The sequence below is a fragment of the Solwaraspora sp. WMMA2065 genome (genome assembly GCF_030345075.1).
Taxonomy (GTDB): Bacteria; Actinomycetota; Actinomycetes; order Mycobacteriales; family Micromonosporaceae; genus Micromonospora_E.
Genome location: NZ_CP128361.1, coordinates 2,739,028 through 2,759,815 on the forward strand (window position 1 = coordinate 2,739,028; position 20,788 = coordinate 2,759,815).

Here is a 20,788-nt window from a genome sequence, read left to right on the forward strand (position 1 = left end):
CCGACAGCGCGCCGGGAAAGGCAGCAACATGACCGGATCACAGATCGTGGCACTCGGGCACTACCAGCCCTCCCGGGTGGTCACCAACGACGAACTCGCCCAACTGGTGAATACCAACGACGCCTGGATCCGGGACCGTGTCGGTGTCGTCACCCGCCGAATCGCCGACTCGGAGACCGTCGCCGACATGGCCTCGGCGGCGGCCGAGAAGGCGCTGGCCAACGCCGGCCTGACCGCGGCCGACATCGACCTGGTGGTGGTGGCGACCTGCACCGCCATCGACCGCAGCCCGAACGTCGCCTGCCGGGTCGCGGCCCGGCTCGGCATCGCCGCCCCGGGTGCGTACGACATCAACACCGCCTGTTCGGGCTTCAGCTACGCGCTCGGCACCGTCGACCACGCCGTACGGGCCGGTGCCGCACGCAACGCCCTGGTCATCGGCGCGGAGAAGCTCTCCGATTTCACCAACTGGACCGACCGCTCCACCTGCATCATCTTCGGTGACGGCGCCGGCGCCGCGGTGGTCACCGCCACCGGCGGCAACGAGCCGGCCGGGATCGGACCGGTGGTCTGGGGCTCGGTCCCGGACAAGAGCGACGCGGTACGCATCGAGGGCTGGCGGCCGTACATCGAGCAGGAGGGTCAGTCGGTGTTCCGGTGGGCGACCACCGCGCTTGCCCCGTTGGCCCTGCAGGCCTGCGAGCGCGCCGGGGTCGACCCGACGGAGATCGCCGCCTTCGTTCCCCACCAGGCGAACGCCCGGATCATCGACGGCATCGCCAAGCGGCTCGGGATGCCCGACGCGATCGTCGCAAAGGACATCGTCGAGTCCGGCAACACCTCGGCGGCCAGCGTGCCGTTGGCGCTGTCGAAGCTGGTCGAGCGGCGGGAGATCCCGTCCGGCGCCCCGGTGCTGCTGTTCGGCTTCGGCGGTGGACTCACCTACGCCGGGCAGGTCGTCCGCTGCCCGTAAGCTCCTACCGCCCGCTCCGAGGTGGAGCGGGGCCGCCCGCCGACCCGGCAGGCATCATTGGTTCAACCGAGAGGAAAGTAGAAACCCATGACCCGTGACGAGATCACCGCTGGCCTCGCCGAGATCCTCGAAGAGGTCGCCGGGGTCAACCCGGACGACGTGGCCGGCGACAAGTCGTTCACCGATGACCTGGACGTCGACTCGCTCTCCATGGTCGAGGTCGTGGTGGCCGCCGAGGAGAAGTTCGGCGTGAAGATCCCGGACAACGAGGTGCAGAACCTCAAGACCGTCGGCGACGCGGTCGCCTACATCGAGACGCAGGCGTGACGATGGTCGACGTCGTCGTCACCGGGCTCGGCGCGACGACCCCGCTCGGCGGGGACGTCGCGGCGACCTGGGATGCCATGCTCAACGGCAAGTCCGGAGTCGACAAGCTCACCCACGACTGGGCCGCGCAGCTGCCGGTCCGGATCGCCGCCGAGTTGGCGTCCGAACCCGCCGAACGGTTGGACCGGGTCAAGCTGCGCCGGCTGGACCGATCCGAGGCGATCGCGCTGATCGCCGCAGGTGAGGCGTGGACGGACGCTGGGCTGGGCGACGCCGGCGTCGACCGGGAACGGCTCGGCGTCAGCATCGGTTCCGGCATCGGCGGCGCACTCACCCTGCTCGCCCAGGACGACATCCTGGAAGCCTCCGGGCCGCGCCGGGTGTCGCCGCACACCGTACCGATGCTGATGCCCAACGGCCCGGCCGCCTGGGTCGGGTTGGAGTTCGGCGCGCAGGCCGGCGTCCACTCGGTCGCCAGCGCCTGCGCGACCGGCGCGGAGGCGATCGCGCTCGGCCTGGACATGATCCGGGCCGGCCGGGCCGACCTGGTGATGGCCGGTGGCACCGAGGCCGTGGTACACGGCCTGCCGATCGCCGGTTTCGCCGCGATGCGGGCCATGTCCACCCGCAACGACGACCCGGAACGGGCGTCGCGACCGTGGGACAAGGGCCGCGACGGGTTCGTCCTCGGTGAGGGTGCCGGCGTCGTGGTGCTGGAACGGGCCGAGCACGCGGCGGCCCGCGGCGCCCGGGTGTACGCCCGGCTCGCCGGCGCCGGGCTCACCTCCGACGGCTACGACATGGTGCAGCCGCATCCCGAAGGGCTCGGCGCGGCCCGGGCGATCCGGCTGGCCCTCGCCGACTCCGGGGTGTCCGGCGGCGACATCGTGCACGTCAACGCGCACGCCACCTCGACCCCGGCCGGCGACCTCGCCGAGCTGGTGGCGCTGCGCGAGGCGATCGGCGACCACCCGGTGCTGACCGCGACCAAGTCGATGTCCGGCCATCTGCTGGGCGCGGCCGGCGCGCTGGAGTCGATCGCCACCATCCTGGCGATCCGCGACAGCGTCGTCCCGCCGACGATCAACCTGGACGACCCGGACGACCAGCTCGACCTCGACGTGGCAGCGCAGAAGGCCCGACCGATGGACGTACCCGCCGCGTTGAACAACTCGTTCGGCTTCGGCGGACACAACGTCGCGCTCGTCTTCACCCGGGTCTGAGAGCCGACCGGGTCACGACGACAACAGACAGGGCTCCGGCCCTGCCGACGGCGCTCCGGCCCGGCCGGGCCGGAGCGCCGTCGGCGTCTGGTCGACGCGCGTGGTCACCCGGTGCAACTGGTGGCAGGCAGGCCGGACACCGGCACCGGCAACCGGCCGGGTGCCGGTACGGCACCCCGCAGCACGTCGGCCAGCGCGGACATCGCCGCCGGGCTCGACGAGTAGGTGGCCAGCAGCGTCGCGGACCGGGCCTCGGCGAGCAGGTACGGGGTGTCCATGGCAACGGTCACCGCTGCGTTGACGTTCAGGTCGGACGGGCCGTCGCCGTAGCCGACCAGGTGCACGACCGTACCGCCCTGGCCGACCACCTCGGCCCCGGCGGCGCGCAGCTCCTCGATCAACAGCGCCCGGGTACGCTCCCGGCCACCCGAGGCGGTGACGGTCACCGGCCCGTCGACCCCGGCGCAGTCCCCACGCACCTGGGTGACGGCGGCAGCGGCCAACCGCCGCGCGGCGGCGTAGTGGTCTTCGGCGCCGAGCACCGTCATCGGCGGGGTGGTCTCCTCGGCGAGCCGCTGTTTGAGGGTCAGCACCCGGGTGACCGCCTGCACGAGTCGCGCCCGGGGCAGTGACCCGTCGAGCAGCGCGGCGAGCAGACCCTCGTACGCGGCCGTCACGTCCGGCGGCATGAGGATCAGGTCGTTACCGGCGTTGATCGCCGCGACGGCCGCGTCGCCGGGCGACAACGCGCGGGCCGGAGCCATGTTCATCCCGTCGGTGACCACCACCCCGTCGAAGCCGAGTTCGCCGCGGAGCAGGTCGGTGAGGACCTTGCGGGAGAACGTCGCCGCCACCCCTGGGTCGACCGCGGCGACGTCCAGGTGTCCGGACATCACCAGGCCGGCGCCGGCGTCGATGCCGGCCACGAACGGCGGCAGGTCGGCGGCGGCGAGAGCGTTCCGGTCCTGGTCGAGCACGGGCAGGTCGCCGTGGGAGTCGACAGCGGTGTGGCCATGCCCCGGAAAGTGCTTGAGGGTGGCCGCGACGCCGGCCGTCTGCAGGCCACGGACGGCGGCGGCGACCTGTCCGGCCGCCGCGTCCGGGTCGGCGCCGTACGACCGGGAGCCGATCACCGTGCTGTTCACCCCGAGGACGTCGGCGACCGGTGCGAAGTCGACGTTGACGCCGAGCGCCGCGAGTTCGGTACCGGCCGCCCGCCAGGCCGCCTCGGTCAGCTCCGGCTGCCCGGCCGCACCGGCCGCCATCGCGCTGGGCAGCAACGTCACCCCCTGGTTGATCCGGGTGACGATGCCGAACTCCTGGTCGGTGCCGATCAGCAGTGGCAGCTCGCCGACGCCGTCGGGCAGCGCGGCGGCGGGCAACCGCCCGGCGGCGTCCTGCAGCCCGGTGGTCAGCTCCCGCACCTGGGTGGTGCTGTCGACGTTGGTGGTGGGTTGGTTGCTGCCGGTCGGGTCGTCGGCCGAGAAGCCGACCAGGATCAGGCCGCCGACCCGGTAACGGTCGATCATCTCGGCCGGCGTGTCGACTCCGGCGAGCTGCTGGTTACCGGCCGCCGACCCCGGTGAGACCTCGGTCGCGGACGCTCCGTACGCGTACGGCATCAGCACCTGACCGACCAGGTCCTCGTCACTGAGAGTCGCGACCAACCGGGCGGCCGGCGATGCGGCAGGGCTGGCTTTCGGCTCGCTGGAAGGGCCTTCCGGGCTGCTGGGAGTGCTGGCTTCAGGACGGTCGCCGGGTCCGGCGCAGCCGCTCGTGACGCCGAGGACGGCCAGCAGAACGGAGGCGATTGTTACGCGGGGTGAGGGGAGCACACCGGCCATCCCATCAGGCTACGGTCGCGGCGGCAACCCGTGCCCGGCTGGCGCAGCTTCCGCGCCCGGCTCACCCGGCCGGATCAGCCCACCCGGGTGACCCGGATCAGCCCACCCGGGTGAGCAGGGTCACCGGCGCTCCTTCACCGGCGTGCCGGTACGGCTCGAGTTCGGTGTCCCAGGCGGTGCCCATCGCCTTGTCGAGGGCGTGCGCAATCGCTTCGGGAGCCGGCGACGCCGCAATGATCGCCCGGATCCGGTCCTCACCGAGCTGGATGTCACCGGCTGCCCCGATAGTGGCCCGGAACAGGCCGCGACCGGGTACGTGCATGAACCGCTCGCCGTCGGCGCCCGGGCTGGGTTCCTCGGTGACTTCGAAACGGGTCATCGGCCACTGCCGTAGGGCAGCGGCCAGCTCAGCCCCGGTCCCCGCCCGACCGGTCCAGCTGCACTCGGCACGCCGGCCGTTCGGATCGAGCGGCTGAGCGGTCCAGTGCAGGTTGACCGGCGCGACGAGGACGCGCGATATCGCCCATTCGACGTGAGGGCACACGGCGAGCGGGGTCGAGTGGACGTATACGACGCCACGCGTTGGCACGGTGACCTCCCGGAGAGCGAGGTGCGTCTTCCCCTACGACCTCGACCACCGGGCGGTGTGACCAATGATGACTGTTGTGACGGGTGGTGCGCCAGTGAATCGGCAAACTGGTCGAAAAATTGTCGCCGCCCGGCTCCCGGGTCCGCTCCGCCGCTGGGAATGACAGCCACGGGTGCGTCGTTGTCCCTGCTGGTCGGCCGGAAGCCAGGGCCGAGATCGAGGTGGCCAGCCGGTCTGCGGCCGGCCGTCCGGTAAGATGAGGGCGGCGTATGCCCGACACCCGGCGAACCCGTTCGTGTGATCCGTCGTACCGCCAGTTCCGTCCGTATCACCAGTGTTGCCAGTACCACCAGCTTTGCCAGTACCGCCAGTCCTGTCCGTACCGTCAGTCCTGCAAGGGAGTCCCCCCGTGGCGAGCAACACCTCCAAGACCGCGCGCGCGTCAGTCCGCGCCGGCCAGGCCGGTCAGGGTGGTGCCCTGAGCGTCCTCGGCGAGTTCAAGTACCTGATCCCGCTCAACGGCGGCAAGCACGCCTATGTCCGCAACCTCACCAACGGGAAGACCGCTCACCTGCGGACCGACTCGGACGCGTTCGTGGAGGAGATCCGGTCGCTGGCCGGTGCCGGCCACGCCGCGAAGATCCGGTTGGAGATCAACGCGCTGGCGGCCGCCCACCCGGGTCACGGCTGGGAGCTGACCGAGAAGCGGCTCGTCGAGGCCGGGGTCTTCGAGGCCTGAGCATGATCTGACGGATCGACGACGACCCGGACCTGGACCGGCCCCGCCGGGCGGCACGCCCGACGGGGCCGTTTCCGTCGCTGGTGTTGGCGGCCGCGCTGCTCAGTTGAGCAGTTCCACCTGGCCGTTTCCGAGGTCGTAGACCCCGCCGGTGACGTCGATCCGCCCGTCCGCGAGCGCCGCGGCGAGCAACTCCACCTGCCGGAGCCGCTGCACGGTCCGCCGCACGTGGGCCCGTACCGCGAGGGGCTGCACGTCCGGGTGCCCGACACCGACCTCGGTCACCGCCGGAGCGATCTGCTCGACCAGGTACCCGATGCTGCCGGTCGGGCGGCTACCCGTGCGTTGCGCGCTGATGGTCGATGCCACCGCCCCGCACCGCTCGTGTCCGAGCACGATGACCAACGGCACACCCAACGCGCCGACGGCGAACTCGATCGACCCGATGATCGCCTGGTCCAGCACCTGGGCGCCGGACCGCCCGACGCAGATCGAGCCGAAGTTCTGGTCGAAGATTGCTTCCAGTGGCACCCGCGAGTCGATGCAACCGAGCACGAACGCGATCGGATACTGCTCGCCGAGCGCCGCGCTGGCGGCAGCTGCCGACACGTCGTGACCGTGCCGTGGTCGTCCGGTGACGAAGCGCTGGTTGCCGGCCAGCAGCTCGGCCAGCGCCTCGGCCGGGCCGGGGTGATCGGGTGGTGGCGGGCCGGACGGACGCGGTGCCCGGGAATCCGGCATCGGGAACGACGGTGACGACATGGTTGCAGCGTGGCGTGCTACTGGCCGGTCGGGAAGGCAGTTGCGAGTCTTCTCACCGTGCTGGTTCCAGATCCGACCTACCGGGGTACGTCCCAGTCGGGACCGCCAGCGACACGGGCGGAGGTGACTCGGTGGGCAGGCCTCAGGAGTTCAGCGTCCGGCTGCCGGACGGAGCGGTGCTGCGCGGGCGGTCGAGCGGCAACGACCGGACCGGGTGCCGGCCGCCCTCGTCGAGGTGCTCGGCAGGGCGGCCGTACCTGGTGACCACCTTCGCCGGGCGGCCCCCTGCTGAGGCGGATCGAGGTTCGCCGGCGCCCTGGGAGCCGGCGCCGGGTTGGCGCGCGGACGGTAACGTCGTAAGGCTGCCGGGTCGGACCATCTGACGGGGGCACCACGCTCCGTCGTCGCCGCCCGGCGCCGTGACCGTCCGCCGGCGGACCGGCCGCCCTGCCCCGGCTGGCCCGCCCTCGCCCAGGAGCCGCAGCGTTGACCGACGCCACCACGCTGGACCAGGAGATCGCCGCCGAGCAGCGGCACGTCGACCGGGTGTACGCCCGGTTGGCGCAGCTACGCCAGGACGCGGTACGCGCCGAGCGGGACGGCTACCGCCTTGCCCGGGTGGGCAACGTCGGCGCCCTGGTGGAGCGCGACGCGATGGTCTTCCACGCGGCCCGGCGGCGGCATCTGCTCGACGCCGAGCACGAAGGGCTGGTGTTCGGCCGGCTCGATCTACGCGACGGCGCGGTGCTGTACGTGGGTCGGCTCGGGGTGCGCGGCGAGCGGGCCGAGCCGCTGCTGGTCGACTGGCGCGCCCCGGCCGCCGCCGCGTTCTACCAGGCGACGCCGGCCCGACCGCAGGGCGTGGTGCGGCGGCGCACCATCCAGTCCCGGGGCGAGCGGGTCACCGGCGTCTCCGACGACCTGCTGGATCCGGCGGCCGCGCCGGCCGGGATGCGGGTGGTCGGCGACGGTGCGCTGCTGGCCACCCTGGCCCGGGCCAAGGGACGTGGGATGCGCGACATCGTGGCCACCATCCAGCAGGAGCAGGACCAGGCGATCCGGTCGCCCGCCACCGGGGTGACGATCGTCTCGGGCGGCCCCGGCACCGGCAAGACCGCGGTCGCGCTGCACCGGGCGGCGTACCTGCTCTATTCGGACCGGAGCCGGTTCGCCGGCGGCGGCATCCTGGTCGTCGGCCCGACCGGGGTCTTCGTCGAGTACATCGCCGCGGTGCTGCCGGCCCTGGGTGAGGACAGCGCCACCCTGAGGTCGCTGGGGTCGCTGCTGCCGGGGGTGTCGGCGACCCGGACGGATCCGGCGGCGGTCGCCGTGCTGAAGGGGTCGCTACGGATGCGGCGGGTGCTGGAACGGGCGGTACGTGACGCGGTACCGGACGGGCCGACCGAGCTACGTCTGCTCTACCGGGGGCAGTTGCTGCGGCTACGCGGCCCGGAGCTGGACGGCATCCGGGCCCGGGCGCTGCCCCGGGGTGCCCGGCGCAACGAGGTCCGGCGGGCCGGTATCGACGGGTTGTTCGAGGCGCTGTGGGCGCAGGCCCGGCAGTTGGTGGCCCCGGCCCGGCTGCCCGGCCAGGCCGAGTTCGAGGACGAGTTGTCGGACCGGGACGATTTCCGGGACTTCCTGCGGGCCTGGTGGCCCCGGCTGCTGCCGCGACATGTGCTGGGCTGGCTGGCCCGGCCGGGCCGGCTGCATCGGTACGCGCGAGGCGTGCTCGACCCGGCCGAGATCACGGTGCTGTCCGACGCCTTCGGTGACCTGGTGGACCACGGACCGACGATCGCGGACGTGGCGCTGCTGGACGAGTTGGACGAACTGCTCGGCCGGCCGCCGCAGCCCCGCCGCAAGCACCGGGATCCGTTCCGGGTGGCCGGCGGGGTACGTGAGGTGACGACCTTCGCCGACCGGGAGCGGGCAGCCCGCGTCACCGCCCGGGAGCGGCCGGCCGACTACCGGGAGTACGCCCACGTGGTGGTCGACGAGGCGCAGGACGTGTCGCCGATGCAGTGGCGGATGGTCGGGCGCCGGGGCCGGCTGGCCTCCTGGACGGTGGTCGGGGATCCGGCACAGACCGCGTGGACCGGGGATCCGGCCGAGCTCGCCCAGGCCCGGGACCGCGCGTTGGGGCGGCGACCGCAGCGGGAGTTCCAGCTGACCACGAACTACCGCAACCCAGCGGAGATCTTCGAACTGGCCGCCGGGGCGATCCGCGAGGTCGCCCCGGACGCCCCGTTGCCGACGGCGGTCCGGGCGACCGGGGTGGCACCGCGCCGGGACCGGGTCTCCGCGGCGGCGCTGCCGGCCGCCGTCCGCGCCGCGACCGCCGAGATGCTGGCGGCGGTGGAGGGGACGGTCGGCGTCATCGCCCCGGTGACCCGGCGCGACGAGGTCGCCGGCTGGCTCGGCGGGTTGGCGACCTCGCGGCTGCAGGTGGTGTCGAGCCTGCAGGCGAAGGGCATGGAGTACGACGCGGTGGTGCTGGTGGCCGGCGAGGAGATCCGCGCCGAGTCCGAGGCCGGGGTGCGCACGCTCTACGTCGCGCTCTCCCGGGCGACCCAGCGGCTGGTCACCATCGACCTCGACCAGGAGTCGATTGCACATATTGCCATGTGAGCATTAGTCTGCCGACGAGACGCCGGGCAACGGAGGGTGGCAGGCGTGGGAGTCGGACACGATCACTGTGCCGGGAGCACCGGCCAGCGACACTACGGGTGCCTCTGGGCCGCCTTCGCCCTGCTGGCGGTCTTCATGGTCGTCGAGGCCGTCACCGCGCTGGCGACCGGCTCCCTGGCACTGCTGTCCGACGCCGGGCACATGTTCACCGACGTACTCGGCATCGGTATGGCGCTCGCGGCGATCGCCGCGACCCGACGACCGACCGGGGAGCCGCAGCGCACCTTCGGCCTCTACCGCCTCGAGGTGCTCGCCGCGCTGGCGAACGCCGTACTGCTCGCCGGGGTCGCACTCTACGTTCTGGTGGAGGCGGCTCGCCGGTTCGCCGATCCGGAGCCGGTGATGGTCGGCCCGATGCTGGTGGTGGCGATCGCCGGACTGCTCGCCAACATCGTCGCCTTCGCCCTGCTGCGCCAGGGGGCCAGGGAGAGCCTCAACGTACGGGGCGCCTACCTGGAGGTGCTCGGTGACCTGCTCGGCTCGGTGGGGGTGCTGGTGGCCGCCACGGTGATCGCCACCACCGGCTGGTGGTACGTGGACCCGCTGGTCGCCGTCGGTGTCGGGGCGTTCATCCTGCCGCGTACCTGGCGGTTGGCGCGGGCCGCGCTGCGCATCCTGGTGCAGGCGGCGCCGGAGCATGTCGAGGTCGACCGGGTTCGCAGCCGGCTGGCCGCTGTGCCGGGCGTCTGCGACGTGCACGACCTGCATGTCTGGACGCTCACCCCGGGCATGGAGGTGGCCTCGGCACACCTGGCCGTGACCCCGTCAGCCGAGATCGGCACGGTACTGCGGGACGCCCGGGCGGCCCTGCACGACGAGTTCGGTATCGAGCACGCGACGCTGCAGATCGAGCCGCTGGCCCCCGCCGACTCCTGCGGACCGGCTGACTGGTGATTAGCAGATGCTTAAGTTTCGTGACCTTACCGCGACGTTGACAACTACGATCTACGTATATTTCTGATTTTTCTGGATATAACAGACCTATCGATGCCGGGACGGCAGCCCGAGGAACCGGTAGTCTCGGCCCCGGTCTCCGCTCGGGCGGCGCCCCTCCGGCGCCCGCGGAGGCCGTCGCCTAATCGCCGTACGGCGAGCCGGGGAACCACGTACCTGGGGTGCATCCGCGTCACGCGGTAGGGATCTTCCGTCCCGAACCCGTCAGCTAACCCGGTCGGCGGCTGACGGAAGGAATGCACAGTGTCGCGCACAGTCCACAGAAAAACCCGATTCGCGTTATTGGCGGCGTTGACCGCCGCCCTGATGGCCGTCACCGGCACCCCGATCGGCTCGCCGGCCGGAGCCGCCCTGCCCGCCAACCGGCCCGACCGGGTCGACAACGAGGGAGGCACCGACAGCCTGCGCAAGGAGCTCGATGCGGCCTCCAAGGGCTGGATCGACGCCAAGGCGGCGCTCAACCACTCGAAGGGCCGGCAGAAGAAGCTGTCCGAGCAGCTCACCACGGTCGGTGCTGAGCTGGAGCAACGGAACAGGAACGTCGGACACATCGTCGACCGCGCGTACCGCAACGGCAGGCTCGGCCCGGTCTCCGCGTTGCTCAACAGCACCTCACCGGAAGGGTTCGTCGACCGGGCGGCGGCGCTGAGCGCGGTGACCGCCAACGAGGAGAAGCAGCTCCGCGAGCTGTACCGCACCCGTGACCAGGTAACCAGGTCCAAGGCTGCGATCGAGCATGAGATTCGGGAGCAGCAGAAGCAGGTCACCATCATGGACCAGCGCCGGAACCAGGCGGAGCGGGCCCTGGCCGTCGCGGTCGCCGCCGAGAAGCAGGCGGAGGAACAGGCGGAGGAACAGGCGAGGCAGCAGGCGGCGGAGGAGGCCGAGCAGGCCGCCGCCAGCGGATCCTCCGGCTCCGGGTCGTCGGGGTCCGGATCCTCCGGCACCGGGTCGTCGGGATCCGGGTCATCCAGCGCGTCGGCGACTCCGGCACCACGCAACGCGAACGGCTCCTGGCCGGCCGAGTCATGCAACGTCGACGACCCCACCACCTCCGGCTGCATCACACCCCGTACGCTGCACGCCCTGAACCAGGCGAAGGCTGCCGGCTTCACCCGCTACGTGTCCTGCTTCCGCAACGGCAGCTCCGGCGAGCACCCCAAGGGCCGGGCGTGTGACTTCGCCGCCCAGCCCAACGGCTTCGGTGGAGTGGCAACCGGCGGTGACAAGAGCTACGGCGACAACCTGGCGAACTACTACATCAACAACGCCGACCGGCTCGGTGTGCTCTACGTGATCTGGTACAAGCGGATCTGGCTGCCCAGCAGCGGCTGGAAGACGTACAGCGGTGCGGGTGGCGACCCGTCCAGCGACCACACCAACCACGTACACCTGTCGGTGTACTGACGTCCGCGATCGGGGGCGGACGGCCACGTCGGTGGCCGTCCGCCCCCGTTTTCTTTTCGCGGCGGAATCAGCGTACGGAGTCATTTGCGCAACAGCGGCAGACCGATCGGCATATTTGCCGACGGTCACCGGCGACCACGCGAGAGCGCTCTACCGCCATGCAGTCGCACTCGGCTCACGCAGAGCACATGCAGCCCATGAGGAGAGAGAGCGCTCTCACCGAGAGGTTTACAGCAGCACCGGCGCGGCTGTCAACAGACCACCACGACCCCGTACCGAATACACGAAACTTCATGTCGGGATATTGACAGAAGCCCGCATCTCTGATGACCTCCTGGCAATAACTCGTTGACGGGCGCGAATTTTCGCGATCGTGGACCGCGCCCGACCCGACCCGGAGGCACCATGAACCTGTCGATCCGTGGCGCGCGAACAGGTCGTACGCCGCGCCGGATCCTGGCAGCCACCACCGTGACAGCGCTGGCCGCGACCGGACTGATCTTCGGCGTACTGCGCACCGCCGACGCCGCCACCGTCGGCGCCGGCAGCTACACCACCACCCGCCCGGCGGGCGCCGCCGCCCCGACCGCCTGCGGAAACATCTCCGCCAACCCCCGGCAGTACGTCACGGGCACCGCCCCGGCCGGGGCGGTGCCGACCAACGACTGGTGGTCGTCGCTGCTGTTCAAGCGGTACAACTGCGCCTACTCCGACCCGCTGCACGCCCACCCGATGTCGTTCCAGCCGACCGCTGGCGGGCTCGGCGTCTCCTACACCACCGAGGCGGCGATCTCCGGTACGTCGACCGGCGTCGGCGAGTACCACTACCCGTACACGCGAGAGTTCACCCTCGGCGTCGCCGGGCTCAACGCCCCGGACGTCAAGGTCGACGGCTGGACCGACTGGACGGTCAGCCCGTACTGGTCCGACGGCGCCCGCACGCTACGCGCCACCGTCGGCCACGGTCTGCCGTTCGTGTACGCCCAGGTCACCGGCGGCAACGCCGAGCTGTCGTTCCCCGGCACCCCGACGGTCTGGCACCACAGCGGCACCCGGGTCGGCTTCTCGATGCGCGGCCACGACTACGTCGCCTACGGCCCCAGCGGAGCGACCTGGTCCGTCAACGGGACCACGATCAGCTCCACCCTCGCCGGCCGCGGCTACTTCTCCGTCGCACTGCTGCCGACCGGCGCCGGCACCAGCGCCGCCCGGCGCACCGCGCTGATGGACAGCTACGGCCGGTACGCCCACGCCCACGTCACCGGCACCCGGGTCAGCTGGAGCTACGACCAGGCCAGCAGCACGGTCGACGCCACCTACAGCTTCACCACCACGGCCCGGGAGGGCTCCGCCACCGGCACGGTCGTCTCCCTCTACCCGCACCAGTGGAAGCACCTCGACGGCGCCAGCCCGATCGCCGAGACCTACGTGTCGGCCCGCGGTCCGATGCGCAACCTGGTCGGCGCGACGTCGTTCCGGACCGCGATGCGCTTCCACGGCGTACTGCCGGAGGTCCCAGCGGTGGCCACCAGCGTCGGTGCCGACCTCGCCACGCTCACCGCGCACCTGGACCAGGCCGCGTCCGGCGACCCGCTCGCCGGCTTCGACAACGACACCTACTGGACCGGCAAGGCGCTCGGCCGGGCCGCCCGGCTGGCCGAGATCGCCGACCAGCTCGGCCGCACCGCCCAACGCGACCATTTGCTCACCGCCATCCGGAACCGGCTGACCGACTGGTTCACCGCCAGCCCAGGCAAGACGCAACGGGTGTTCTTCTACGACCAGGCGTGGGGCACTCTGGTCGGCTACCCCGCCTCGTACGGATCCGACACCGATCTCAACGACCATCACTTCCACTACGGCTACTACATCGCCGCCGCCGCGACGCTGGCCAAGTTCGACCCCACCTGGGCGGCGACCAGCCAGTACGGCGGCATGGTCAACCTGCTGATCCGCGACGCCAACAGCTGGGACCGCAACGACCCGATGTTCCCGTTCCTGCGCGACTTCGACATCTACGCCGGCCATGACTGGGCCGCCGGGCACGGAGCGTTCTTCGCCGGCAACAACCAGGAGTCATCCTCGGAGGGGATGAACTTCGCCAACGCCCTGATCCAGTGGGGCCTGGCCACCGGCAACACCGCGATCCGCGACGCCGGACTGTACATCTACACCACTCAATCGGCGGCCATCCAGGAATACTGGTTCGACTCCTCGGACACCAACTTCCCGGCCTCCTTCGGGCACCGGTCGGTGGGCATGGTCTGGGGCGACGGCGGGGCCTACGCCACCTGGTTCAGCGCCGAGCCGGAGATGATCCAGGGCATCAACATGCTGCCGGTCACCGGTGGCTCGCTCTACCTCGGCTACCGGCCGGACTACATCGCCACCAACTGGAACGCGCTGGTCACCAACAACGGCGGCCCGCCGACGGTCTGGCAGGACATTCTCTGGTCGTTCCAGGCGCTCGGCGACGCCAACGCCGCCCTGACCAATCTGCGGGCGAACCCCAACTACCCGGTCGAGGAGGGCGAGAGCCGGGCGCACACGTTCCACTGGGTGCGCAACCTGGCAGCGTTGGGTCGGGTCGACACCGGCGTCACCGCGAACACTCCACTTTACGCGGTGTTCGACCGCAACGGTGCCCGCACCTACGTGGCGAGCAACTTCACCTCGTCGCCGGTCACGGTCACCTTCTCCGACGGTACCCGGATGACCGTGCCGGCCGGCCAGACCGCCACCACCGGGGCGCACACCTGGAGCGGCGGCACCGCCACCGGCACCCCGACCAGCCCGAACCCGTCACCGAGCCTGCCCCCCACGCCGCCGGCCTCGCCCACGCCGGACCCGACCACCCCGCCGGTCACTTCGGACCTGTTCCACCTGCGGTCCGCCGGGGTGCTGAGCAACACCGCCGGGACGAACGCGACGACGGTCACGGTGCCGTCGGCTGGCGGGGCGAACTACGACGGTACGCCGCACAACCCGGTCACCTTCCGGGCCTGCGGGTTGACCGGTGCGTACCGGTCGGCAGCCACCACGTTCGACCTCCAGGTGGACGCGGGCACCTCGGTCGGTGCGGGTATCCAGGCCCGGGTGTCGTACGACTTCACCGGCTCCGGCAGCTACGGCCGCACCGAGACGTACCACTACTTCGCCACCGATCCGGTGCCCGGCACCGAGACCTACCGGCAGAGCGCCGGGCTGCGATCCGCCTCAGGAGAGTTCCGGGCGATGAGCAACGGGTGCGTCCGGCTGGAACTGTGGAACGCCATCGGTAATGCAGCGACCACGGTTCGGGTCGACGCGACGAGCGCCGACACCGGCCGGTCGACCCTGCGGGTGCCGTTCCGGATCGGCTGATCTGACCGCTGAAGGAGGAGGAACCCTTTCCCGACGCTCGGCGCCGGGAAAGGGTCCTCGCCGTCGACGATGCCGGACGTGCCGCGACGGCGGAGCCACTTCCCGGACATCGGCCATACTTTGCACGATTCCCCAGATTGACCGACAACTAACATAACTGGGACAAAACGCCGCCACTCGCCCTGTCGCAGCCGCTATTGCCGAGGCTGCCGCCGAGCAGGTCCCAGAGCGCGAACGCCGCCTCGACACTGGTCGGTCGGTTCTCCGGACGCTTGCTCATGCAGGCCCGACAGAGATCGGCCACGGGACGCGGCAACCCGGCGACGGCCAGCACCGGAGTGGGAGCCAGGGCCCCTGTCCGCACGCCGGTCGCCGGCGACCCCGGGCCGACCCCCAGGTACGGCAACCGGCCGGTCAGCATGTGGTAGAGCAAGACGCCGAGGGAGTAGACGTCGTCGCCCGGTCGGCCGGAGCCAGCCACCGTCCCCGACGCACGGCCGGCCGGCGGCGGATCCGCGAACCGGGCCAGGCCGAAATCAATGATCTTGGCACCGGACCGGGTCAACATCACGTTGCCGGCGGTGAGATCCCGATGCACAACGCCCCGCCGGTGAGCCACCGCCAGCACGTCTGCGGCGGTCCCCGCGGTGCGGACCGCGGTGGGCCAGGGCAATGGACCGCCAGTCAGCCGGTCCGCCAGCGACTCGCCGCAGATCAGCTCCATGACGACATACGACGACGTGCCGCCCCCGGGTAGCGGCAGTTCACCGACGTCGTAGACGCGGGGCACACTGGGATGCCGCAGCCGCTGGGTGAACGACGCTTCCCGGCGAATGTCGTCCCTGGCCCGTCGGTCGCCGGCGGCGGCCGGTGCCAGCAACTTGACCGCGAACGGCCGGGCCGAGTCGACGTCGATCGCCTGGTAGACAACCGACACCCCACCGCGACCGATCGGACGAAGAAGGACATAGCGCCGGAGAATGGTGGTACCCACCAGCAACCATGTCACGATAGATCATTTTCCGGCAGGACAGCGCTACCGACAAGATCTACCGCCGGGTGTTAACACGACCCTAATCAGCCGTTCGAACTGCGACCTGCCGCCACCGAGCACCACGAGCTCAGGAGAGCGGCACCTCACGCTCGGCGCCGTCACCGACGTACGGCTCGGGAGCACCGAACAGGCCGAGCAGCCCGGTCACCCACAACTGACGGTGCACGAACCGGCTCGGCTCGGTCACCACCAGCTTGATGCCGCTCACCTCGGCCGCCTGGAAACCGGCGACCATTGCGCTGATGCCAACCGAGTCGATGAACGTCACCAGCCGCATGTTCAGCTGGATTCGGGTCGGACGGCCGTTGGTCAGTACCGCCTGCACCGCTTCGCGCACCTCGTGCGCGGTATCCACGTCGATCTCACCCTGTGGTGAAATCTCAACCACTGCACCAGGCAGCGTCGATGTGACAACCGACAGGCTCACGCGAGCACCTCCACTCGCCCATCCGGGCGTCTCGTCAGTACGCGGGCCGCGACCGAGAGTATTCCGGTGCGGGCATCACCGCCAGCTTTCGCCGGGCCGGATCCGCATCCGACGGGCACAATAATCGCTAACAATCAGACAACCCGCATCATAGCCCCCTGCGCGCTGAGCTACGGCACGGACACCCGGGGCACGATTCGTTGCGGCACGGGCGCCTGAGGTGCCGACCACGAACCTCGGGTACCCATCGGCCTCCGGCTCGGCGCCGGCTGTCATCCCAACAGTAGCGGTCCGGTACGACAGAAGACAGCCGTAACAGCACGACGACAAGGGGGTTTGCCGCCGACCGGGGCTGGGCACGTGGAGGCAACCGCAGCGCGCCACGGCTCGCCGGGCGCTTCCGGCAGCCGTGGCGCTGGAGGAGGTAGCAGCATGTTCGCGACCAACCTGATGGAGCACCGCCGCAAGCCGCAACGCATCACCGACCAGGCCTGGGCGCATCTGGTCTCGGCGGTCGACTCCGCCGGTGACGCCGCTCGACTGGCCCACCGGCACACCTCGAACCTCGCCACCGAGACCGGAGCGCGGATGGGCCCGGCCAGCGCGGAGGCGCGGCACCGGGCGCGGGCGGCCGTCGACGCGCTCGCTGGTCGTCGCCGGGCCGTGCCGTGGGCGTGGCTCGCCGGTGCGGCGGCCGCCGGAGTGGCCCTCGGCTGGCTGGCCGGGGCGATGACCCGGTCGGTGCTCCGGCCCGGCGAGCGGTCCGACGAGGCCCGCATCGAGTTCGTCGACGTGGACGAGCCGGCCGGCAGTACCCCGCGGCGGTGACCCGGCACCGCCGCGGCACGACCGCCGGGGCGGCGTCGACCGACATCGACGCCGCCCTGGTCATGGACCCGCCACCCGGCTCAGTGCGTGGCGCAGCTCACCCCTGCCGGAACTGCGTTGCCCGCTGTCCAGTCGGCCAGGAAACCCGGCGTGGTGCTGCCCCCGGGACCGACCTTGAACGGCAACTCGGTCGCCTGCCAGGTGTCACCTCTGTCGGTGGAGCGCAGGATCGCGCCGTTGTTCGGGTCCCAGTCGTTGGTGTACATGCCGACTGCCGCGTACAGCCGGTTGGTCTGCACCGGGTCGGTGGCCAGGCTGAGAACACCGTTCCAGCCCCAGCGGTCCCAGCCCACCCAGTCCAGTAGTGGGATCCGCGACTGGACGGCCTCGTTCCAGCGGTAGGCACCGCCGATGTCGGTCCGGGCGTAGACGAGATCGGGTTCGGTCTCGTTGAAGACGATGCCCGGCACGAAGCCACCGCCGGGGGTGGCCCAGGCCCCCTCTCCTGGCTTGCCGACTCCCGCAACCGGCCGATCTCCAGACGTTCACACACTCCTCGACAGGGTGTCAATAGTTTGGTCGGCAAACAAAAAAACCCCCACCACCGGCCCGTCCGGCGATGATCGGCGACGGTACGTACGCACCGGGCGGCGGCGTCGACAGTAGGCTGGCCCGGTGGGGCAACGGGACCAGCAGGACTGGGCGCGGCAGCGCCGGCAGGCAATCGCCGCCCACGCGGCCGACCAGCAGCGCCGCCGGGCCAGCGAGGCCCAGCAGGCCGCGGATCTGCTCGCTGACTTCGTCGCGACCGCCCGGCACCACGGAATCGCCGTGCAGAACCTGTCCGCCCGACCACACCACGGCCGGGGCCGGTACCGGACCGGGCTGCACGGCTGGTATCTGAAATCGGACCGCACCCTGGCCGTCGGTACGGACGGGAAGCTCTACCTGTTGACCGTCCCGGCCAGCCTGCGGTCCAGGCTGACCGGCGCACGCGTCTCCCCGATGGAGCCACGACTGGTGATCGGTGCCGGTGGTCGCGACGGCGAGTCCATCCCGCTCGCCACCCTGCTCGACCGGCGGCTCGCCGCGGGCCCCGGGCAGTCCCGCTGACCGGAGACGCACCCTGTCCTCGATTGGACATGACCAGACGCTGGTTACTCTCCGCTGTCAAGCATAAGCTTCAAGTCACTTGCCGTTCTGCTCGGGCCCGGCGGACGGCACCGGTTCCATCCCTTTCGGCAGCCCGCGTCCACGCCGCGGAATGCCAATCTGCGAGGAGTCCCACCATGTCCGAGTCATTCAGCGCAGAACGCGACGCCGGCATCACCGAACAGCCGCCGGTGTCCAAGACCGAACGGGAGCAGGCCAGCATCGCGCTGGTCCCCGCCACCACGTCCGGAATGCCGCCGACCGCCCAGAGCTTCTTCGCAGTCGTCAACGCGAACGGCAGCCTGGCCCGTGGCTTCGGCGCGGTCTCCGCGACCCGTCTCGCCACCGGCACGTACCAGGTAGTCTTCAGCCACAACCTGACCGGGTCGGCCTACGTCGGCAGCATCGGTCTGTCCGGCAGCCTCGGCGCGTCAGCACCGGGTGAGATCACCGTCGTGGGTCGGGCCGGCGTCCCCAACGGGGTGTTCATTCAGACCTTCACCAGCGCCGGAGTACTGGCCGACCGTGGCTTCCACCTGGCGATCCTCTCCTGACCGGCCGGTTTTGTTGATCAGCCCAGAACCGTCGTACGACCGGAACGGCTGCGGGCCCGGACTCGTTCGGAGTCCGGGCCCGCAGATCGTTGAGCTACCAGGTTGGTCAGTTCACTTCGATCCGGACCGAGTCGAAGGCTGGCGTCTGATTGGCCCGCTCCGACATCGGCAGCCGGTGCGAACCGTCACCGGCCCAGACGGAGCACTGCGCGGTACCGGACTGCGGCATTCCCGAGACCTGGATGGTGATCTGGTCCGGCTCGCGACCGCCGCCGCCGTCCTCGGTCGCCACGAAGAACTCCGGCGCCGGAGCCGGGTCGGGCGCGACCTCGGTCGACTGCAGCATCCGGCACGCGGTGTGGAAGTGACCACGGGTCAGGCCCTGCTCGTCGAGCAGCGAGCTCTCGACGTAGTAGCCACCCTGAGCCGCCGGGAGGAAACGGTCCCGGACCAAGTTACGAGTGCTGACCCGGATGGTGAACGGCTCATCCACGCCGACCTCGTCCGGGAACTCGGTGATCAGCAGCGACGGGTTGTTGGCCGCCGCGCCGACCTCACCGAACTGCGTGTCGATACAGCGGTTGCCGACCTGGAAGCCGTCGTGGTCGTCCAGGTTGCTGTCGTCACAGCTGTTGGCCAGAATCTCCAGCCCGTTGTCGCCGTCGTTGTTGCCGTCGTTGTCGTTACCGTCGTTGTTGTTGCCCTCGTCTCCGCCACCGTCGTTGTCGTTACCGTCGTTGTCGTTACCGTCGTTGTCGTTACCGTCGTTGTCGTTACCGTCGTTGTTGTCCGGGCGGTTGACGAGTTCGCAGGTGGCCAGCTCGTCGAGCCCGCGCGGACGCGGCGCGACCCGGCCGATGGCGATCTCGATCCGGTCCAGGGTGGCGGCCCGCTTACTGGCCAGCGGGCCGAGGATGGCGTTGTTGATGAAGTTCGGCCCACCCTCGCCTACGCTACTTGCGAGCCGGTTGTTAGCCTCCTCGATCTGGTTCTCCAGCAGGCCGAGGTTGCGCTCCACCTCGGTACGCGCCGCAGCGGGGACCTCCGGCAGACTGTCCACTACGGATGGGCACTCGATGGTCGGAGCCGCGACGAGGGTCGTACCGCTTTCACACTCCTCGAGCGTGATCTGTCCGTCACCCCAGTGGTGCCGCACCTCGCGGCCGTTCTCCTGGGTCACCGTGGTGGTCACGCCGCCTTCAGCAGTGGAGCCAGGGCTCGGGGCCACACACTCCGAGGCGGTACGCAGCTGGTCGTTGGCAGATGAGACCTGAGTGACCGCGACGATGCCCGCGAACACCGTGACCGTACCGAGGACAGCGATGATGCGTTTGTTGCGGCCACTGACAGTGCGCTGGTTTCGGCCACGCGGGGTCGAACTGCGCCGTTGTGCCGACCTGTACATGGGGGTTACCTACTCCTTCTCGTCGAGGGCGGCGCGGTTGACAGGCGTCGTCCGGTGGGGCAGCCGTGTTCTGCTGGCTGGTCAAACGGGTGCCTTCAAACGCCCACTTCCATTGCCGGAACGAGTTCGCACCACGTTTACGGGAAGCCACGCTAAAAGTGAGATCTCTGGGCTGTCAAGCAGCCCGATCCCGTATCCGGGGTGTCTCACGGTTAGTGGAAAATTGGCGGGCATCCCTCAACCCGCCGACATCATACTTTCGGTCAATGGGCCGGGTTCAACATCGGCTCAAGAATCTTGTTTCGGCAGCTCAGGGTCGTCCGGCGGGCACGGGCCGTATTCACCTCGTTCGACCGACAAGACGGATCACGTACCGCAAGCGACCACCTGGGAACTCAGTGGAATCGCGCCGGGTCGAGCCGATCCCGCAGTGAGAAAATCCACCCGCCGGGCGATCGCAGGGGTGCGCCGCACCGGCGGACCGGTGCGGCGCACG

18 protein-coding genes and 1 riboswitch are annotated in these 20,788 nt (G+C 70.6%); of the genes, 11 read left to right on the forward strand and 7 right to left on the reverse strand.

Features of this window, described 5'->3' with window-relative positions; all coding sequences use genetic code 11:
- Window positions 1–28: 28 nt before the first annotated feature.
- The 3 genes from O7610_RS12345 (at window position 29) to fabF (ending at window position 2,523) form a co-directional block, all read left to right on the forward strand.
- Window positions 29–973 (forward strand): beta-ketoacyl-ACP synthase III, encoded by a 945-nt coding sequence (locus O7610_RS12345; RefSeq protein ID WP_281550899.1) that lies wholly within the window; start codon window positions 29–31, stop codon window positions 971–973.
- Window positions 974–1,060: 87 nt separating this feature from the next.
- On the forward strand, window positions 1,061–1,300 hold the full coding sequence (locus O7610_RS12350) for an acyl carrier protein (protein ID WP_123602866.1): 240 nt from the start codon (window positions 1,061–1,063) through the stop codon (window positions 1,298–1,300).
- The gene (gene fabF / locus O7610_RS12355) at window positions 1,297–2,523 is read left to right on the forward strand and encodes a beta-ketoacyl-ACP synthase II (protein ID WP_289213331.1); all 1,227 of its coding nucleotides are present in this window, start codon (window positions 1,297–1,299) and stop codon (window positions 2,521–2,523) included. The genes O7610_RS12350 and fabF overlap by 4 nt, the downstream gene beginning before the upstream one ends.
- A gap of 104 nt (window positions 2,524–2,627) precedes the next feature.
- Here fabF and O7610_RS12360 read toward each other — a convergent pair whose 3' ends face one another.
- Both O7610_RS12360 and O7610_RS12365 read right to left on the reverse strand, forming a co-directional pair.
- Window positions 2,628–4,367: a glycoside hydrolase family 3 protein gene (locus O7610_RS12360; RefSeq protein WP_289213332.1), complete on the reverse strand. Its 1,740-nt coding sequence runs from the start codon at window positions 4,365–4,367 to the stop codon at window positions 2,628–2,630.
- A 97-nt stretch (window positions 4,368–4,464) separates the two neighbouring features.
- Window positions 4,465–4,956 carry a DUF3145 domain-containing protein gene (locus tag O7610_RS12365; RefSeq protein ID WP_123602869.1) on the reverse strand — a complete coding sequence of 164 codons (492 nt, stop codon included), beginning with the start codon at window positions 4,954–4,956 and terminating at the stop codon, window positions 4,465–4,467.
- Between the two features lie 409 nt (window positions 4,957–5,365).
- On the opposite strand from O7610_RS12365, the gene O7610_RS12370 reads away from it, so the two are divergent.
- Window positions 5,366–5,695 carry a hypothetical protein gene (locus O7610_RS12370; protein WP_278170518.1) on the forward strand — a complete coding sequence of 110 codons (330 nt, stop codon included), beginning with the start codon at window positions 5,366–5,368 and terminating at the stop codon, window positions 5,693–5,695.
- A gap of 102 nt (window positions 5,696–5,797) precedes the next feature.
- On the opposite strand, the gene O7610_RS12375 is transcribed toward O7610_RS12370, so the two are convergent.
- The gene (locus O7610_RS12375) at window positions 5,798–6,457 is read right to left on the reverse strand and encodes a carbonic anhydrase (protein ID WP_281550902.1); all 660 of its coding nucleotides are present in this window, start codon (window positions 6,455–6,457) and stop codon (window positions 5,798–5,800) included.
- Between the two features lie 486 nt (window positions 6,458–6,943).
- Here O7610_RS12375 and O7610_RS12380 point away from each other — a divergent pair, with 486 nt between their 5' ends.
- The 4 genes from O7610_RS12380 (at window position 6,944) to O7610_RS12395 (ending at window position 14,872) form a co-directional block, all read left to right on the forward strand.
- Window positions 6,944–9,088: a HelD family protein gene (locus O7610_RS12380; protein WP_289213333.1), complete on the forward strand. Its 2,145-nt coding sequence runs from the start codon at window positions 6,944–6,946 to the stop codon at window positions 9,086–9,088.
- Window positions 9,089–9,133: 45 nt separating this feature from the next.
- A complete protein-coding gene (locus O7610_RS12385; RefSeq protein WP_289213334.1) occupies window positions 9,134–10,042 on the forward strand; it encodes a cation diffusion facilitator family transporter in 909 nt (302 codons plus the stop codon).
- A 168-nt stretch (window positions 10,043–10,210) separates the two neighbouring features.
- A riboswitch (cyclic di-AMP (ydaO/yuaA leader) is annotated at window positions 10,211–10,341 on the forward strand.
- 67 nt (window positions 10,342–10,408) lie between these two features.
- The gene (locus O7610_RS12390; protein ID WP_289213615.1) at window positions 10,409–11,509 is read left to right on the forward strand and encodes a coiled-coil domain-containing protein; all 1,101 of its coding nucleotides are present in this window, start codon (window positions 10,409–10,411) and stop codon (window positions 11,507–11,509) included.
- Window positions 11,510–11,914: 405 nt separating this feature from the next.
- On the forward strand, window positions 11,915–14,872 hold the full coding sequence (locus tag O7610_RS12395) for a glycosyl hydrolase (protein ID WP_289213335.1): 2,958 nt from the start codon (window positions 11,915–11,917) through the stop codon (window positions 14,870–14,872).
- 148 nt (window positions 14,873–15,020) lie between these two features.
- On the opposite strand, the gene O7610_RS12400 is transcribed toward O7610_RS12395, so the two are convergent.
- Window positions 15,021–15,866 carry a serine/threonine-protein kinase gene (locus O7610_RS12400; RefSeq protein ID WP_281555656.1) on the reverse strand — a complete coding sequence of 282 codons (846 nt, stop codon included), beginning with the start codon at window positions 15,864–15,866 and terminating at the stop codon, window positions 15,021–15,023.
- 127 nt (window positions 15,867–15,993) lie between these two features.
- Complete coding sequence (locus O7610_RS12405; protein ID WP_281550906.1) at window positions 15,994–16,353, reverse strand: STAS domain-containing protein; 360 nt, start codon at window positions 16,351–16,353, stop codon at window positions 15,994–15,996.
- A gap of 432 nt (window positions 16,354–16,785) precedes the next feature.
- On the opposite strand from O7610_RS12405, the gene O7610_RS12410 reads away from it, so the two are divergent.
- Window positions 16,786–17,181 carry a hypothetical protein gene (locus O7610_RS12410; RefSeq protein ID WP_281550907.1) on the forward strand — a complete coding sequence of 132 codons (396 nt, stop codon included), beginning with the start codon at window positions 16,786–16,788 and terminating at the stop codon, window positions 17,179–17,181.
- An 80-nt stretch (window positions 17,182–17,261) separates the two neighbouring features.
- Here O7610_RS12410 and O7610_RS12415 read toward each other — a convergent pair whose 3' ends face one another.
- Window positions 17,262–17,651 (reverse strand): hypothetical protein, encoded by a 390-nt coding sequence (locus tag O7610_RS12415; protein ID WP_353850356.1) that lies wholly within the window; start codon window positions 17,649–17,651, stop codon window positions 17,262–17,264.
- A 205-nt stretch (window positions 17,652–17,856) separates the two neighbouring features.
- Between O7610_RS12415 and O7610_RS12420 the strand changes: the two genes are divergently transcribed.
- Together O7610_RS12420 and O7610_RS12425 are read left to right on the forward strand one after the other, a co-directional pair.
- Window positions 17,857–18,294 (forward strand): hypothetical protein, encoded by a 438-nt coding sequence (locus O7610_RS12420; protein WP_281550908.1) that lies wholly within the window; start codon window positions 17,857–17,859, stop codon window positions 18,292–18,294.
- Window positions 18,295–18,470: 176 nt separating this feature from the next.
- A complete protein-coding gene (locus O7610_RS12425) occupies window positions 18,471–18,887 on the forward strand; it encodes a hypothetical protein (RefSeq protein ID WP_281550909.1) in 417 nt (138 codons plus the stop codon).
- A 106-nt stretch (window positions 18,888–18,993) separates the two neighbouring features.
- Here O7610_RS12425 and O7610_RS12430 read toward each other — a convergent pair whose 3' ends face one another.
- Window positions 18,994–20,292, reverse strand: coding sequence for a hypothetical protein (locus O7610_RS12430; RefSeq protein ID WP_281550910.1), 1,299 nt, complete (start codon window positions 20,290–20,292; stop codon window positions 18,994–18,996).
- Window positions 20,293–20,788: the final 496 nt, after the last annotated feature.

What these genes read in the sequence shown, in the direction of transcription:
- O7610_RS12430 (WP_281550910.1), bottom strand. Translation starts at nt 20,292, where the DNA reads ATGTACAGGTCGGCACAACGGCGCAGTTCGACCCCGCGTGGCCGAAAC.
- O7610_RS12390 (WP_289213615.1), top strand. Translation starts at nt 10,409, where the DNA reads ATGGCCGTCACCGGCACCCCGATCGGCTCGCCGGCCGGAGCCGCCCTG.
- O7610_RS12425 (WP_281550909.1), top strand. Translation starts at nt 18,471, where the DNA reads ATGTCCGAGTCATTCAGCGCAGAACGCGACGCCGGCATCACCGAACAG.
- O7610_RS12375 (WP_281550902.1), bottom strand. Translation starts at nt 6,457, where the DNA reads ATGTCGTCACCGTCGTTCCCGATGCCGGATTCCCGGGCACCGCGTCCG.
- O7610_RS12350 (WP_123602866.1), top strand. Translation starts at nt 1,061, where the DNA reads ATGACCCGTGACGAGATCACCGCTGGCCTCGCCGAGATCCTCGAAGAG.
- O7610_RS12410 (WP_281550907.1), top strand. Translation starts at nt 16,786, where the DNA reads ATGTTCGCGACCAACCTGATGGAGCACCGCCGCAAGCCGCAACGCATC.
- O7610_RS12395 (WP_289213335.1), top strand. Translation starts at nt 11,915, where the DNA reads ATGAACCTGTCGATCCGTGGCGCGCGAACAGGTCGTACGCCGCGCCGG.
- O7610_RS12345 (WP_281550899.1), top strand. Translation starts at nt 29, where the DNA reads ATGACCGGATCACAGATCGTGGCACTCGGGCACTACCAGCCCTCCCGG.
- O7610_RS12360 (WP_289213332.1), bottom strand. Translation starts at nt 4,367, where the DNA reads ATGGCCGGTGTGCTCCCCTCACCCCGCGTAACAATCGCCTCCGTTCTG.